11 protein-coding genes, 2 tRNA genes and 1 pseudogene are annotated in these 15999 nt (G+C 57.7%); 5 read left to right on the top strand and 9 right to left on the bottom strand.

Annotated features, from left to right (window positions below; translation table 11 throughout):
- Nucleotides 1–48: 48 nt before the first annotated feature.
- From WMO36_RS08350 to WMO36_RS03245, 4 genes and pseudogenes are all read right to left on the bottom strand, one after another.
- Nucleotides 49–150, bottom strand: a pseudogene (locus WMO36_RS08350) (helix-turn-helix transcriptional regulator); the annotation flags it as partial.
- Nucleotides 151–309: 159 nt separating this feature from the next.
- Nucleotides 310–383 (bottom strand) — tRNA-Gly (locus WMO36_RS03255).
- Nucleotides 384–672: 289 nt separating this feature from the next.
- A complete protein-coding gene (gene htpX, locus WMO36_RS03250) occupies nucleotides 673–1761 on the bottom strand; it encodes a zinc metalloprotease HtpX (protein ID WP_349076761.1) in 1089 nt (362 codons plus the stop codon).
- 398 nt (nucleotides 1762–2159) lie between these two features.
- The gene (locus WMO36_RS03245; RefSeq protein WP_226586349.1) at nucleotides 2160–3608 is read right to left on the bottom strand and encodes an FAD-dependent oxidoreductase; all 1449 of its coding nucleotides are present in this window, start codon (nucleotides 3606–3608) and stop codon (nucleotides 2160–2162) included.
- A gap of 281 nt (nucleotides 3609–3889) precedes the next feature.
- Between WMO36_RS03245 and WMO36_RS03240 the strand changes: the two genes are divergently transcribed.
- The gene (locus WMO36_RS03240) at nucleotides 3890–4900 is read left to right on the top strand and encodes an asparaginase (protein WP_022244660.1); all 1011 of its coding nucleotides are present in this window, start codon (nucleotides 3890–3892) and stop codon (nucleotides 4898–4900) included.
- 283 nt (nucleotides 4901–5183) lie between these two features.
- Here the strand turns inward: WMO36_RS03240 and WMO36_RS03235 are convergent, their stop codons facing one another.
- Nucleotides 5184–7715: an HAD-IC family P-type ATPase gene (locus WMO36_RS03235; protein WP_349076759.1), complete on the bottom strand. Its 2532-nt coding sequence runs from the start codon at nucleotides 7713–7715 to the stop codon at nucleotides 5184–5186.
- Between the two features lie 379 nt (nucleotides 7716–8094).
- The gene (locus WMO36_RS03230; protein WP_349076757.1) at nucleotides 8095–10074 is read right to left on the bottom strand and encodes a S1C family serine protease; all 1980 of its coding nucleotides are present in this window, start codon (nucleotides 10072–10074) and stop codon (nucleotides 8095–8097) included.
- A 274-nt stretch (nucleotides 10075–10348) separates the two neighbouring features.
- Here WMO36_RS03230 and tgt point away from each other — a divergent pair, with 274 nt between their 5' ends.
- Both tgt and WMO36_RS03220 read left to right on the top strand, forming a co-directional pair.
- Nucleotides 10349–11716 carry a tRNA guanosine(34) transglycosylase Tgt gene (gene tgt, locus WMO36_RS03225; protein WP_171842572.1) on the top strand — a complete coding sequence of 456 codons (1368 nt, stop codon included), beginning with the start codon at nucleotides 10349–10351 and terminating at the stop codon, nucleotides 11714–11716.
- 598 nt (nucleotides 11717–12314) lie between these two features.
- Nucleotides 12315–12400 (top strand) — tRNA-Leu (locus WMO36_RS03220).
- A gap of 94 nt (nucleotides 12401–12494) precedes the next feature.
- On the opposite strand, the gene WMO36_RS03215 is transcribed toward WMO36_RS03220, so the two are convergent.
- The 3 genes from WMO36_RS03215 to WMO36_RS03205 all read right to left on the bottom strand — a co-directional run bounded on the left by WMO36_RS03215 (nucleotide 12495) and on the right by WMO36_RS03205 (nucleotide 15001).
- Entirely contained in the window at nucleotides 12495–12728 is a 234-nt protein-coding gene (locus WMO36_RS03215) for a winged helix-turn-helix transcriptional regulator (RefSeq protein WP_080704307.1), read from the bottom strand.
- Between the two features lie 122 nt (nucleotides 12729–12850).
- Nucleotides 12851–13834: a DMT family transporter gene (locus WMO36_RS03210; RefSeq protein ID WP_055062901.1), complete on the bottom strand. Its 984-nt coding sequence runs from the start codon at nucleotides 13832–13834 to the stop codon at nucleotides 12851–12853.
- Nucleotides 13835–13930: 96 nt separating this feature from the next.
- Complete coding sequence (locus tag WMO36_RS03205) at nucleotides 13931–15001, bottom strand: alpha/beta fold hydrolase (RefSeq protein WP_065438211.1); 1071 nt, start codon at nucleotides 14999–15001, stop codon at nucleotides 13931–13933.
- Between the two features lie 140 nt (nucleotides 15002–15141).
- Here WMO36_RS03205 and WMO36_RS03200 point away from each other — a divergent pair, with 140 nt between their 5' ends.
- Both WMO36_RS03200 and WMO36_RS03195 read left to right on the top strand, forming a co-directional pair.
- On the top strand, nucleotides 15142–15306 hold the full coding sequence (locus tag WMO36_RS03200) for a hypothetical protein (protein WP_155497134.1): 165 nt from the start codon (nucleotides 15142–15144) through the stop codon (nucleotides 15304–15306).
- A gap of 4 nt (nucleotides 15307–15310) precedes the next feature.
- Nucleotides 15311–15970: a response regulator gene (locus WMO36_RS03195; RefSeq protein ID WP_349076754.1), complete on the top strand. Its 660-nt coding sequence runs from the start codon at nucleotides 15311–15313 to the stop codon at nucleotides 15968–15970.
- The last annotated feature ends 29 nt before the right edge of the window (nucleotides 15971–15999 follow it).

The following is a 15999-nucleotide window of genomic DNA, read 5'->3' as shown; positions in this document are numbered from 1 at the left end:
CCAGCCGTATCGGCAGCCAAGTCCATGCGTCCCGCATCCACACAGCCCCACGCGTCCCGCACCTCCACGGCCCGCCGACGCGCACACGTCGCCCATGACCAAATCATCCAACGTCACACCGAACATGTCGCAAAGCATCAGCAGCTTGTCACAAACGTCGCGTTCCACGCCACCATCTTGCGGTTGCATTGCGATTCGCAACCAAATTTTGCGACGCAACCGACAGTTGCGCGACGCGAAGTTGGCTTCACGGGTCTTTTACGACAATAGAAAAAACCTTGGAATTCCAACGATTCCAAGGGTTTCGAATGGAGCGGATGACGGGAGTCGAACCCGCCTTTAAAGCTTGGGAAGCTTTCGTTCTACCGATGAACTACATCCGCAAAAAATGTGCCTTTTGGACACAATCATTTAGTCTAGCATGCATTCGCAGGATTCACGGCCATCGACCGATATTCGATACCGTCACCCACTTGCCAAATCGCATATCAATCAACGCGCAACAACCACAACAGCATTAATGTCACTCATCAGATGACATCAGAATATTCTGCAATGCATCACCGCAGGAAACAACAACAGGAAACGCACACAACTCGCAACAGAATCAGCGCGGAATCCTATGCAATCACATGGGCTTGCGCAACCTGCGGACATTGCAATTGCCGTCGATCAGCGACCATACCCGCCTTGTACGGGATTCTGCGAATAATCTCGCGAATAGCCCCCACCGGAGTATCCCCCTGCACCCGCACCGAAGCCGGCACCAGAGACATCCCCATCCTGCCGACGGTTATCCGCCGAAGCATACCCGCTCGTCGCATAACCGCCAGCCAAATAGCCGGACTGCACGCCCCGCGCCTTCATCTCCTGACTCATCTGCATCAACCGGGCAATACGATCCTCAGTCGCCGGATGCGTGGAAAACAAGCGAGAAAAACCTTCCGCAGAGAACGGATTCGCAATCATCATCGCAGCAACCGACTGCGTACCGGCAGTCTTCTGCATCGGCATCGTCTCACCGCCGTTCGAGATCTTATTCAATGCGGACGCGAGCGCTTCCGGATCTTCCGTAAGTATGGAACCATCTTCGTCGGCATCATATTCTCGCGTACGCGAAATCGCCATCTGAATAAGCGAAGCGGCAATCGGCGCAAGAATCGCGCTCAACAGCACACCCAGCAATCCAAGACCGTTAGAAGATGAACCATTGCGATCGTCACGCGAATTGCCGCCGCCGAAATACATGAGCGAATAGCCGAGATACGAAATGACCGTCGCCATTGCGGAAGCGATCGCGGACGTCAGGATATCGTGATTGTACACGTGCATGAGCTCGTGCCCAAGTACGCCGCGAATCTCGCGTTCGTTCAGCATCTGCAGAATGCCCTGCGTGCAGCAGACCGCCGCATGACGTTCATTGCGTCCCGTTGCGAACGCATTGGGGCTCATGGTTGGGGCGATATAAATACGCGGCATCGGCTTGCCCGCCTTCGCCGATAGTTCGCGCACGATTTTGTACAGTACCGGCGCTTCCTGCTCGCTGACTTCCTGCGCATGCATGGATGCGATCGCAAGTTTGTCGGAAAACCAGTAGGATGCGAACGTTGAGCCAAGTCCGATGAGAATGTAGATGCCAAGCGTACGCTGGCCGCCACCGGTCGCCCACCAAATGAGCATGATGACGCCCCACATCAACGCGAATAACAGCGTTGTCTTCAAGCCATTGCAATGGCCATGCACCCGCAATTTGCCGTTCATGGTCACTAGCGTAGAAACGGAGCCTGAGTTTTTGCTGGATATGTGCTGGAGACTGGACTGCGGAAAGGACTAGGGGGCAGTTGCGGAAGTTCGCATGCTCAGCTTCTCCCCGGATATCCGATTCTGCAGAAACGGACATCCGATGCATGCCAAGAGGCCTTTGGGCGACCGAATCGGGAGAATCGGACAAGTAGCAAGTCCTTCGTCCACATCACATGTCCAATTCACCAGAAACAGACATACAGAACATGTTTCGAACACTCCAGATGTCCGATTCACCAGAAACAGACAAGCACAGGATAAAAAATGCGTCTTGGGTGACCGATTCTCCAGAATCGGACATCCAAGACGCATGAAAGAAACCTGGGACCTATCAGATCAGATCCCAAACACCCACCTTAAGCGTGAGCCAGGGCGCGCATCTGCTCCGGATCGATGACCTTCTTGTGCTCACGGCCTTCCTTCGCACCCTCGGCACGTTCGAACGCATCGATCTTCTTCCAGCCAGCGAAGTCGATCGGCTTGACACCGCGCGATTCCAGCAGCCGGTCGATGGACTCCGGATCACGATCGGCAGCCACACGACCGCCTTCAGCAGCCTTCGACAAATCCTCCAGCATATTGGTCACGATCAGCAGTGCGTCGGACTTGGTGGAGCCGATCAGGCCAACCGGACCACGCTTCGCCCAACCGGTCGCATACAGACGCTCGCGCACTTCATCCGTGGCTTCAGCGGCCGTAGTGATACGACCGTCACCGTTCGCGTTCGCCAAGTGCGCATGACGCTCGTCGTACGCAATGCCCGGCGCGGTGGCCGGTTTGTAGCCGATCGCATGGTACACAGCCTGCACCGGATACTCTTCGAATTCGCCGGTACGGCTCATCTTGCCGTCCGCCGATGTCTCGGTCTTTTCCACACGGATGCCAACGACCTTGCCGTCCTCACCCAACACTTCGACCGGAGCGGAATTGAAGTGCACGTAATATTTGCGGTCAGCCGGATTACCCTCATAATCCACGTCACCGTCATCTTCCATGTCTTCCGCCATCTCACGAATCGTGAACAGCTCTTCGACCATCTGACGAGTCAGCTTGTCTTTGCCGGCCTCTTCAATCGTGTCTTCATCCAAATCGAAATCGTCTTCGTTGATGATCAGCTGCACTCCCGGCAGCTTCTCCATCTCACGCAATTCCTGCACGGAGAACTTGGCCTGCGCCACACCGCGACGGATGAACAAGTGCAGCACGCGAGCCTTGTTGGACTTGATGCCCTCATATACGTTGTCCGGAATGTCGGTGCGCTCCTTCAGATCATCGGCATTGCGCATGAGCTCGCGAGCCACGTCCATGGCCACGTTGCCGCCGCCGATCACGGCGACTTCCTCAGCTTCAAGCGGCCATTCGCGAGCGCCGGTCGGATAACCGTCGTACCATTCCACGAACTTGGCTGCGCCGTACACGCCGTCCAGATCGGCGCCCGGCAGTCCAAGCGGCTTGTCTTCGACGGCACCGGTGGCGAACAGCACGGCATCGTAACGTTCGAGCAGTTCGTCGAGCGTCACGTCCTTGCCGAATTCCACGTCGCAGTACAGGTGGATGTCCGGATTGTCGAGCGTCTTTTCGAGTGCCGACGCGATGAATTTGATGGACGGATGATCGGGGGCCACGCCGTAGCGCACCAGACCGAACGGCACCGGCAGCTTTTCGAACAGGTCGATTCGGGCGGCAGTGCCGAGGCCGAGCTCCTCGCCGAGCTTCTTCAACTGGCGCAGGAAAATGTCAGAGGAGTAGACGCCTGCAGGGCCGGCGCCGATTACAGCAATACGAAGTTCATGAGTTTCAATCACGCGCTCTAGCCTAATGCATTCCCTGCATTTGCGACAGGGGTGCTTATGCACTTTCTTACGACTTCTTCGCCTTGTGCGCACTGGCGTTGGTGTTTGCGCTGAATCCAGATGAATCCAACGTGTGGCTGCATTAATCGTACGCGATGAGCGCGGCAGATGCACGTACAATCGCAAGTAGTCGCAGAATCGCGGGATGTAGGAATCCGAAATATCGGAATTCGTCCATCCCGCAATCGCAAGCAAGTACTTATTAAGTACCAGGCAATCGTAAGAAGGTGGCAATGCGCATTCACATCACATATACCGGCGGCACTATCGGCATGATTGACTCGCCGAACGGCCTGATTCCGGGCGCCGACACTCGCGGATGGCTGTTCCGTCTGCTGGAGGACGCGCACATGGACGCGAGCCTGTTCACGTTCACCGAGCTTGATCCTCTTATCGACTCGTCGAATGCGACTCCCGACAATTGGCAGACGATGGTCGACGATTTGCGTGCGCACCGCGATGATGCCGACGCGTTCGTGGTGTTGCATGGCACCGATACGATGAGCTATTCGAGCGCCGCGCTTGCGTATGCGTTGGCTGATTTTGGCAAGCCGGTGATTTTCACGGGTTCACAGCATCCGCTTGGCAAGATCGAGTCGGACGCCACTGCGAATGTCACGGGCGCGCTGAATGCCGCGATGAGCGGACGATTCCACGGTGTGGGACTGTTTTTTGGACATCACCTGTTTGCGGGCAATCGTGTGAGCAAGTCGTCGAGCTGGGCATTTGAAGGTTTTTCGGCGCCTTCCGTCGGCCCGCTGGCACGCACTGGCACGCCATGGCATTGGTATGCGGGCGATTCCGCTGCGGTTGGCTGCGGTTGGACGTCGCCTCAGCCTTACTCTCGCCATGATGTTGCGGTGATCGATATGGCACCCGGCATTTCCGCGGCACGGTTGGAAGCGATGCTTACGCCGCGGCCGGAAGCGGTTTTGTTGCGTGCGTACGGCGTCGGCAATGTGCCAAGCGACGAGCCTGGACTGACTGACGTGATTGCCGACGTGCTGCATGATGGCGTTCCCGTTGTGATTGCATCGCAGTGCCAGCAGGCGGAAGTACTGCTCGGCCATTACGAGACGGGTGATGCGATCGCACGCGCCGGCGCAATTGGATCTGGCGATATGACGCTGGAAGCCACGTATGCGAAAATCATGTTCCTGCTGTCTCAAGGCGTGACCGGAGCCGACTTCGGCAAGTGGATGCACACATCGATCGCTGGAGAAATCTCCCCGAGCTCGCTGTAAACAATCCCAAAACTTCCGAATCTGCCTTATACATGCCTTATGTATGGCAGATTCCGAAGTTCGTCCGGAGCTATCTGCGTTATGTATGGCAGATTCCGAAGTTCGTCCGGAGCTATCTGCGTTATGTATGGCAGAGCTGTTTTGAGAAACCGGACTTAGAGGGTGTATTCTCGCCCCCTAAGTCCGGTTTTCTCATATGGACCTGCCAGATATAAGCGAAATACTTGCTGACAGACCTCCAAATCTGCCATATATAGGCGAGATACGGGGTTTCGAGGCGCAATCAGGCTGATTCGCCACGGTCGAAAAGCACGGTGAGCGCCCACAGAATGCTGACAACATCAATCGCTTCCTGCATGAACGCGCCGACAACCACGGGAATCAGATTGAACGCGGCCGCGATCATGCCGATAATCGCAAGGCCGAGGCCGATTAGCACCGCCTGCAACATCACCTTTTTCGTGCGGCGCGCGATGGCGATGGCCCGCGGAACGGACGCGATGTCGTCATTCATGATGACCACTTGCGCAGATTCGGAAGCCGCGGTGGACGTGCCGTCGGTCATGGCCATGCCGATATCAGCAACCGCAAGTACGGGGGCGTCGTTGACGCCGTCACCGACCATCATGGTGATTTGACGATTCTTGGATTCGCCGGTTACGAGTTGCTTGATGCGATTCCACAACAACAGCTTCTGGTGCTTGGATTCAGTGGCGCTCTTGACGGCGGCAACCTTGTCTTCAGGGAACAGTTCGGACTGCACGTCGTCGATACCGACTTCGTTTGCGATGATGCGGGCGGACGCAGCCTTGTCGCCGGTAAGCATGGACAGTTCCTTGACACCCAACTCGTGCAGGCGAGCCAAAGAACGCTTCGCATTCTCGCGAGGCACGTCACGAAGTACGATGCGGGCGGCAAGACGGCCGTCAATCGCCACGTATGCAGCCATTTCGTCAGGAGCGAGCGGGGCAAACAGCGAGTTTGCGGTTTCAGGCTTGCGAGCGGCGGATTGGGTTGCGACGGACGCGGAAGTAGAGGGCGCGGCTGCAGGCTGCGCATCGTCAGGCACCCCGTTCCTCACTCCCATAGTGTCCGATTCTGGAGAATCAGACAAGTAAACACACGTTTTAGCCCTCTGGATGTCCGTTTCTGGTGAATCGGACATCCGCAGCGCATTCTGAGTCTCCCGTTTGTCCGATTCGGCAGAATCGGACACGTAATACGTCGCATCCGGCATATGCAGCACCGGCATGAATCCGGATTCGTCAGCCGTCACGTATGCGAACCGCCCCACGCGCACCTGATGCCCGTTCACTTCGCCGGATATACCCTTGCCGGACTCCTCTACAATGTTCTTCACCACCGGATAGTCGCGCCCGTGCCCCGGCAAATCGCGCTCGACGCACAGCCTCTGCCCCGCCGCATACCGCGCATACAAATCATCCATAGCCTTGCGTCCGGCCGCCGCGATGCCTTTCGACAGAATGTGCACCGAATAGCCTTCCACCACGCTAGCCATCATGAGAATATGGTCCTCATTGAACGGCGAACTCGTCTCAAACGGCTTCTCTACACGTACGACCTGCGGCTGCTTGACGGTGAGCGTGCCGGTTTTGTCGAAGAAAATATGCGATACGCGACCTAGATTTTCCAGCACATCCTGCGCTTTGATCAGGATTCCCGCTTTGGCAAGTCGCCCGGTTCCAGCCACATATGCGACCGGCGCGGCAATCAACAGCGGACACGGCGTAGCAAGCACCAATACTTGCGCAAATCGCAGCGGCAATCCGGAAATCGCCCATGCAATCCCAGCAATCGCAAGCGAAAGCACGGTAAACGGCACTGCAAGCATATCCGCGGTCTTCACGACAGCGGGGCGCGACTCTTGCGCCGACGAGACCAGCTCCAGGATCTTCTGGTATTGCGAATCGTGCGCAAGTTGCGTGGCGCGCATGGTCAATGTTGTGGAGCCATTGACCGCACCGGACATCACGCGAGCGCCCGCATATACTTCGCGGGGAACGGGCTCGCCGTTGATGTTGCTTAGGTCCAACGTGGCCACGCCCGACAGCAGCTCACCGTCGACCGGCACCGTTTCGCCGGGCAACACCAGGATCACGTCGCCGAGCTGTACCCGATCAACGGGGACCGTTTCGAAACGCTCTCCAGCCGCATCATACGTCTGCGCGGCACCTTTTGTGTCCGTTTCTGGAGATTCAGACGCAAAAGCACGCTTTTCACCGTCTTGGTTGTCCGTTTCTCCAGAATCGGACACTCTGACAGTACGAAATCCGTCGGCGGTCACGTCGGCCGTATGCTCGCTGCCCGACGCGTGCACATGCCCCCGCATGCCGGGCAGCACGACCACGTGCGCGGTTCGCGGTGCCGCGTCGATCAGCGCGGTCAGGTTGCTTTCGGCCTTTGACTGCGCGAATTCCTCGATCGCCTCGCCGGACGAGATCATCAGCACCACGGCCCATGCGGCCCAATATTCCTGCACTGCGACCGTCGACGCAATCGCGACGACCGCCAGCAGATCGACGCCAACATGCCCGTGCCGCAGATCGTCGATCATGCCGCGTACCGTCACCACAATCGTGTACGCAACCAACGCGATCACAATCCACTGCCCAACGCCCGGATTGAACGCACTCAACCCGTCAACGCCGACTTGCGAAATCCACGAATCCCACGCAGCCTCGCCCCACGGCTTCCACTCCCCCAGCAATGCCAACGGAATCGCGGACAGAATGGTAATCGGCAGTAACGGAACCTGTTTGCACAGTCGCCAGCAAATATCGATGATTCTACGCATGAGAATCTCCTTACGCTCGTATCGGACGCCTTGTTAACCCATCGGCGCCTCGCCCGCGCGAGCCATCGATACACGGCGTAAAAAGATATTTTCAGCATAGCAAATATTTGCGATTTTTGTGCCGCAATACAGCAATAAGGGCTGTGCGATTGCTCACACAGCCCTTATTGCATGCTTCTTTTGGCTTGCTTTTTGTTGATTTTCGCGGTTTTCGTTGTACTTGCGATTTCGTGGTGCCAGCCGCGTCTTCGCCGTCAGCCTATCGGGTGGCTTCCGTCCGTTCGCATGTCGCGAAACGTTTTAGCCAGCCCAACAGTCTTGACTTGCGCACCGCAACAACTTGCGTCCGTCAATTCACGCACCGCATCAACATCTCGCTTTACCACAGGCCGAACGGGTCGAACAGGCCGCCACCGTCACCGTAGCCGTTGCCGTCGCTCTGTCCATTTCCGTTGCCGTTGCCGTCATTACCGTAACCGTTGCCATTGCCGTTCTGGCTCTGGCCATCATTGCCGTTGTTCCGCTGGTTCTGGCTGTTGGCGGAGTTCGTTTGGGATTCCTCCTGGTCGAGTGTCACGTCAAGCTCCATGGTGTTGCCGTCGCGCACGACCGTCAATGTCACCTTGTCGTTCATGGCGGAGGCGCGCACGTAGCCGAGCAGCGAATAGTTGTTGTTCACCGCCTTGCCGTTGAACGCCACGATGGAGTCGCCGGCCTTCACTCCGGCCTTGGCCGCCGGGCTGTTGTCGACCACGGACTGCACCTGCGTGCAACCGCGGGTCACGCCGTCCGCCTCAACCGTGGAGCTCTTGATGGTGACGCCGAGCGCCACGTGCTGCACGGTGCCGTTGTCGATGATCTCGTTAGCCACACGCTTTACCAGGTTCGACGGAATGGCGAAGCCGATGCCGATGGATCCGGCGGTGCCGGAAGACGTTGTGGTGGATGCGATGGATGAGTTGATGCCGATCACCTGGCCGGCCGCATTGAAGGTCGGACCGCCGGAATTGCCTGGGTTGACGGCCGCGTCAATCTGCACGGCGTTGGTGACGATGTCGTTGTTGTTGTCATCGGACACGGTCACCGGGCGGTTGAGCGCGGAAACGATGCCGACGGTTGCGGTGTCATCGTAGCCGAGCGGATTGCCGATGGCCATCACGGATTCACCCACGGCAAGATTGTCGGAATCGGCAAATTCTGCGGCTTTCAGATTGCTCGGCGGATTGTCGAGTTTGATTACGGCCAGATCGGTGGTGGTGTCGGTGCCGACGATTTGCGCTGAGTAGATGGTGCCGTTGGCGAGCGTCACTTGAATCTGCTTCGCGCCGGAAATCACATGGTTGTTGGTGACGATGTAGCCTTTGTCGCTGATGATTGCGCCGGAGCCTTTGGCGCTGCCGTCGCTGGTTGCCACGTCAATGGACACCACAGAATCGGACACTTCTTTCGCCACCGCGCTCCAGTCCGCGGCCTCGCCGGATTTGGCTTTCGCCGAACCGGATCCGGACGTGTTGGACTTCACGCTGGTCAGTGAGCTGGAGGTGGGTACGGTCACCCATCCATTGGTGATTGCCGCGTAGCCGACGCCGAGGCACAATGCCGCGGAGACGAGGGCCGCCACCACGCCGGTCATCACATGCCCGGTCACGCCGGAAGCGGACTTCGGCTTGGTTGCTGCGCCATTCTGCTGCGGGGCACCGAACGGATTACCGTTATTCGGATTCCCAAACGGGTTGCCGTTATTGGGAGTATTCGGCGCTGCTGGCGGCACGTTGGCACCGCCTTGCGCAGCGGGCTTCATGAATGGATTGCCGTTATTCGATTGCGCGTTCTGCTGATCGTTCTGCTGATTTCCACCCACATACGGATTCCCGAAGAAAGGATTGCGAGGCCGCTGCGGCTGCTGTCCGGAAGCCTGCCCGTACGCGCCATATTGCGGCTGCGGAGGCATGTTCGGCGCACCATTCGCAGTATCGTTCGCGGCTGCGGTGCCATCAGCCGGCTGCGTCGGCACGGGACCGTACGCACCATATTCCGGTGCCGGACGGTACTGCTGGGCCGGCGCATCCTGCGTGGAACCGCCAACCACGGTACGTTCGCCCGCCGCGGAAGCATAATCCGGCGTATCGCCCGCCGCAGCCGCGGATTCCGCCGAAGCGCCATCGTTCGCAACTGGCATGGCGGCCGTCGGCTGATCCTCAATACCGCCCTGCACGTCAATCGGTTCGGTAGCCGACTCTGCAGCATACGGCTCACCTGCGTAAGTTTGCGTCTGTTGCGCATCAACCGACGGCATCGGCACGGTCTGTTGTTCGTCATTCTGCGGCTGCACGGCGTTCTGGTCGTTCTCTTCAGCCATTTTCGCTCCTTATTCGTCTCGCGGCATTTCACAAATCAGCAATCGTGCCGCTCGAACTGCTATCTATGAGTAAAGATACTCGCTCTGGAAGTTTCCTGAATGTTTGTTGAAAGTAGCAGCCAAATACGTTCAACATCACCATTGAATCTGAAAATCGCACCAAAATGCGATCGGCACCTTCATCGCACTTTCCACATCTTCCTTGTTTTCATTTCACCGATCGCATTCTTTGCAGCACTTTCAAGAATCGCCGCTATCGCATAAAATATTCCGCATGACAAGCCTTACCGAATCATCTACCGACACAGCGCAAGACACGCAAAACGCGGCAACCGCAGTGTCCGAAAATCTCATCGAACATCCGCGTGGAGCGGAACCAGGCAAGCCGGGCCGCCGCGACGCCTTCTATTTCGAACAGAAAAACCGCCTTCCCGACGCGGCGGACGGTAAGGGGCGAGGCGGCGCACGATATGGTCGCACCGGCATCATTCACACCCCCCACGGCGATATTCACACTCCAGCGTTCGTGCCCGTGGCCACGCAGGCCGCGATGAAAGCCGTTCTGCCCGAAACCATGAAGGACCTCGGCGCGCAATGCCTGCTGTCCAACGCGTTTCACCTGTATGAACGCCCCGGCGAGCAAGTGCTCGACGAAGCCGGCGGCCTTGCCAAATTCATGAACTGGAACGGTCCGACCTTCACCGATTCCGGCGGTTTCCAAGTGCTTTCGCTCGGCGCAGGCTTCAAGAAAACCCTCGCCATGGATGTGACCGGCATGAAATCAGACGACGTGATCGCCGAAGGCAAGGAGCGTCTCGCGTTCGTGGACGAGGACGGTGTAACGTTCAAATCGCCGCTCAACGGCTCACTGCACCGTTTTTCCGCCGAAATTTCAATGGGAATCCAGCATAAGATCGGCGCCGACATCATGTTCGCGTTCGACGAGCTGACCACACTGATGAACACGCGCGGCTACCAGGAGCGTTCCGTGGAACGCACCTACCGTTGGGCGCAGCGTTGCGTTGCCGAGCATAAGAGACTTACCGAAGAGCGCGTCGGCAAGCCGTATCAGGCGCTGTATGGCGTGGTACAGGGCGCGAATTATGAGGATTTGCGCAGGCATGCGGCCGAACAGATCGCTTCGTTGGATTTCGACGGCGTCGGTATTGGAGGTGCGATCGAGAAGCGCATTATCGGCGACACTTGCGCCTGGATTTGCGATGCGATGCCGGAAAGCCGACCGCGCCACGTGCTCGGCATCGCCGCAGTCGACGATATTTTCGCATGCGTCGAGAATGGTGGAGACACGTTCGATTGCGTCGCACCGGCGCGTTGCGGCCGAAATGGCGCGATTTTCACGCGCGGCGGACGTTACAACATCAAGCGCGCGCAATTCAAGCATGATTTTGGCCCACTTGAAGAGGGCTGCGATTGCTACACATGCACGCATTATTCGCGCGCTTACGTGGATCATGCGTTGCGTGCCCGCGAATTCAACGGTTTCACATTGGCGACGATCCACAACGAGCATTTCTTCGTGAAGCTGCTGGACGATATTCGCGCGTCGATTGACGGCGGATATTTCGACGAATTCCGCGACGAAACCCTGGCCCGCTTCTACGCCAACGGTTCCCGCGGATGATGCATTTCACTTGGGCCTTCCACCCAAACGAATGCTGAGCCATACTTCCGCATTCCAAGGCGCCGACGAACAAACCCGTCGGCGCCTTTTCATGCATGGCGAGCCCGCACTCGCCGTCTCGTTCTCAGACTTGTCACCAGATGTGTCCGATTCTGGAGAATCGGACAACCACACCACATGTTTCATGCCCTACATGTCCGATTCGGGCGAAACGGACAACCACAATGCTTATCTCACGTTCTACTTGTCCGATTCTGGAGAAACGGACAAGTAAGCAACCTAAAAACACTCGCTGGATGTCCGAAACGCCAGAATCGGACACACAGAGCGTCGCGCCGCTTGAATTTTCCTACGGAAAATGGCGGGATCAAGGATGGCTCCGTCGTACGGAAGCCCACAGGGCTTCCTCCCTCCTCACGTCGCGCCGCTTGAATTTTCCTACGGAAAATGGCGGGATCAAGGATGGCTCCGTCGTACGGAAGCCCACAGGGCTTCCTCCCTCCTCGCGTCGCGCCGCTTGAATTTTCCTACGGAAAATGGCGGCGCGACACGCCGATTTGAGGTTGCGCAGGTTTTGGTGTAGATTAGTCGATTGTCTGCGAGCGTGGCGGAATGGTAGACGCGCTGTCTTCAGGTGGCAGTGAGTGTATGCTCGTGGGGGTTCAACTCCCCCCGCTCGCACCATGGTGAAAGGCCGGAGCCGAAAGGTTCCGGCCTTTTCGTTTCCCAAGCGGCAGTAGAGCTCAGCGGCTCCCGACAACTCCAGTGACTGGAACAATCAGAACTCGTGTTCGTTTCGGTAATGGTTCCCCCATGTCTTCATCGCATCGATGATCGGGCGCAGGCTTTCGCCGACTTCAGTCAGCGAGTATTCGACGTGGTCGTGAACGCGGTCGGCGCTTGGACCGAAGAGACTCTGCCGGCAATCCCGAACACTGCCAAGCATCTGGCCGACGTGCTCGCCGGCACCGACGTGCGCACCATAAGTGTCCGATTCTGGAGAAACGGACAACTGTGGGGCAGTTTTACCTGTTTAGTTGTCCGATTCTGGAGAAACGGACAACTAAGGTATGGGTTTTGCGTTCTGGATGTCCGATTCTCCAGAATCGGACAGTTTATGGCTATGGCGAGCGGTCAGCGCACGAGGAAGACCATGATGATGATCATGGCGAAGCCGGTCAGGTCGGTGAAGGTGAACGTTTCGCCGGCCCATGCCACTGCGGTGATGGTGGCCATGACCGGTTCGCTGGTGCCGAGCATGGTGGCACGCACCGCGCCGACGCGCATCACGCCTGCCATGTAGAGCCAGAACGCGAGGAACGTGCCGCATACGATGGTGTAGAGCAGCAGAAGCACGCCTCGCGCGTCCAGTGCGGGAATGTTCGCCCACGGTTGCGCGAACGGGCATAATATGAGTCCGGACATGAGGAATGTGATGCCGTTGATGGTCATGTTGCCCCATTTGAGCATGAGCACGACCGGCAGGATGGACATGGCCGCGGTGCTCACCGCGTCAACCAGTCCCCATGCGAGCCCCTGCCATGGCAACGACAGCGAGGCGAAGTTGCCGCCGGTGGCGATGAGGAACGTGCCTGCGAACGCCAGGAGCACGCCGACCAATTCACGCTTGAGGGGCAGTCGTTTGCCGCGCAGGCATACCCAGGCGAGCACGAAGATCAGGTTGAGCGTCTGCAATACGGTGGCGGTTCCGGAGTTCGTCCAGTCGATGGTCATCAGGTAGGAGACCTGCACCAGAAGCACGCAGATCAGTGTCGTGACCAGATATTTCGGATACGATTTGACGTCTTTGACCGCTCCGGCGAGTTTCTGCGGTGTGGTGATGGCCGATCCGACCAGGAAGATCAGGCTGGCGAATAGCGCGCGTACGCAGGAAAGCCAGATCGGATCCAGCTGGTAGTCGCGCATCAGCAGTTTGGCCACGGTGCTGTTCATACCCCACATGGCACCGCCCAGCAATGTCATGCCAGTGCCGATGAGCAGGCTTTTCGGCGTCTGTTCCAGCACATGTTCCGTTTTTTTCGTAGTTTTTTTCGCGGTTTTTTGCGATTCGGAAGTTTTCTGCGATTGCGACGCCTGTCCCGACGTTTGCTTTGCCACGGCCTGTCCTCGCTCTCTCCACGGCTTTCACGGCAAATTCACGGCGATTGTAACGCACACGGTACGCATATTAAACGTCAGTTATGCAAAACAGATTTATTCCGCCAAGCTTGCGTTCGGCGCTGACAAAAAATCGAGGATTTTGCCGAGATATGATCCGAGCACGGCATTCGGCATGGAGAAAATTTCGTGCAATGACTGGCTGTATCGCACTTTTTCGATGGAACCGCCGCCTTCTCGCACACGTTCGACGAAGTCATCTTGTGGTCCGTTGAGCACCCACACGTCGCGTCCGGCTTGGAATAGCAATACCGGAGCTTCGATAGCTCCACACATGTCAGGTTTGAGCACGGCTCGGGAAAGCGCCATCGCCTGGTTTGCCCAATCGAACGTGGCCGCGTTGGTCTGGCACGTCACGTCCGCCAAACGTTGCTTGTGGAACCAGCGGATGCGTGCCTCCGAGGCCCCGCGGTAGTCGTCGAGATTGAGGTTGCCGTCGAAATCGGTATGCCCGAACACACGCGATTTGCCGAAGCCAAGCCCGCAGATTACGCCGACCACAATGCGTGCGACCCACGTCGGCATGCCGACCACCGGCGCGATCATCGGCGCGGACAGCACCGCCTTGTCGAACAGCGACGGGTAACGTTCCAGCGCGGCCGCGCCGATGCCGCCGCCCATGGAATGGCAGTACAGGTACATTGGGCCACCATCCGCCGCCTCACGCCCCACAGTCTGTGCAAACGTGGCGAAATCGGCCACATATCGCCGCCAATCGTCAATCCATACCAAACTTGGATTGCTCATATCGTGCGCGGAATGGCCATGCCCGCGATGCTCGAACACGCACACCGAATAGCCGGCCAACAGAAAGTACCACACCATTTCGCTGTATTTGCGTCCGAATTCGGTGAATCCGTGCGAAATGACGATCGTGCCACGAAATACGCCCGAAGCGCCTTCCTCGCGCAACGCGTCGAATGTGCGCGCGTCGTAGCGGTAGTAATGCAACCGGCCGGGGCGCTCCAACTTGGGCAACGCCTTGCCTTCCCAATCGACGGTGGCCGGTTCCATCCAACCTTCCGTCATGCAAGCCTGCAGCGCAGGCAGCACCGTAGCGTCCATTTCGGCGTCATAGCGCGCCTCGTCGATGAGCGTGATAGTCATGGTTCCATCTTAGGCGAACGGCGCCAAGACGAAACTAAGCACAGGCATACGCGCTGTATAACGATGCGTCAGTGCATCAACGGCGTACCGGAACAACCGAATCGTCACCCCCGCGCGCCATCCTCGCATACTATGGAGGTATGAAGTTCGTTTCACTGCTGATGGTGGTAACGCTGTCTCTCACCGGCACACCAACGTATGCGTACGCGGCGGCAACTCCCGTTGACAACAACGGTGATATCTCCGCTGCCCAAGATTCCAACTGCCCAACATGGCTGCAATGGCTGTGCGGAAAAGGAAAGTGATCGCATGATGTCCACGCGGGAAAAGCATCCCAAGATTCACCGCATCGCGCTGGTCGACAATGATCCGCGAGCGCTGGATTCGCTCAGTGCCGTCATTGCCAGCAAAGTGCCGACCGCGTATGTGGTGTGGACGGCGACTTCAGGCTGTGAGGCGATAGAACGTTGCCAGGATGCGAACGGCCATGTCAGTTTGTTGATTCTCGATATGTCGATGGAGGGATTGCAAGGCCCCGCCACGTGTCGTCGGTTGCGTTTGATGGGCCAGCGCATGCCGATTCTCGGTGCAACCAGTTTTTCCATCAATAGTTATCGGGACAAGCTGGTTGAGGCTGGTGCGCAAGGGTTGGTTGGTAAGGAGAATGCCGACCAGTTGGCGCAGATTATTATGCGTATGTGCAATGGCGAGGTGATGGAGGGATTTGAGCCGCCTGCGTTGGCCAATCTGCGTATCAGCAGGGAGGCTGAGACCACTCCCGCGCTTACCGTTCGTGAGGAGCAGATTATTTCCTTGTGCGCGGAGGGCATGCTTGACCGGGACATCGCCGAGCGTTTGGGGATTTCCGAAGCCACCATCCGCAAACATATGCAAAGTATTTTAAGAAAACTCAACTGCAAGACCTCGCGTCAGACAGTGGCACTGTGGGTGAGGTCCAATGCGCTCTAAACCCGCAACTCAGTACATTGCGTGGCGCA

The organism is Bifidobacterium hominis, assembly GCF_040095915.1.
Lineage (GTDB): Bacteria > Actinomycetota > Actinomycetes > Actinomycetales > Bifidobacteriaceae > Bifidobacterium > Bifidobacterium hominis.
This window is presented reverse-complemented; position numbering and strand designations above follow the sequence as displayed.

Bases quoted from the DNA above. Each gene is read 5' to 3' on its own strand.
- WMO36_RS03195 (WP_349076754.1), top strand. From the start codon at position 15,311: ATGATGTCCACGCGGGAAAAGCATCCCAAGATTCACCGCATCGCGCTG.
- WMO36_RS03200 (WP_155497134.1), top strand. From the start codon at position 15,142: ATGAAGTTCGTTTCACTGCTGATGGTGGTAACGCTGTCTCTCACCGGC.
- htpX (WP_349076761.1), bottom strand. From the start codon at position 1,761: ATGAACGGCAAATTGCGGGTGCATGGCCATTGCAATGGCTTGAAGACA.
- WMO36_RS03240 (WP_022244660.1), top strand. From the start codon at position 3,890: ATGCGCATTCACATCACATATACCGGCGGCACTATCGGCATGATTGAC.
- WMO36_RS03230 (WP_349076757.1), bottom strand. From the start codon at position 10,074: ATGGCTGAAGAGAACGACCAGAACGCCGTGCAGCCGCAGAATGACGAA.
- WMO36_RS03235 (WP_349076759.1), bottom strand. From the start codon at position 7,715: ATGCGTAGAATCATCGATATTTGCTGGCGACTGTGCAAACAGGTTCCG.
- WMO36_RS03205 (WP_065438211.1), bottom strand. From the start codon at position 15,001: ATGACTATCACGCTCATCGACGAGGCGCGCTATGACGCCGAAATGGAC.
- tgt (WP_171842572.1), top strand. From the start codon at position 10,349: ATGACAAGCCTTACCGAATCATCTACCGACACAGCGCAAGACACGCAA.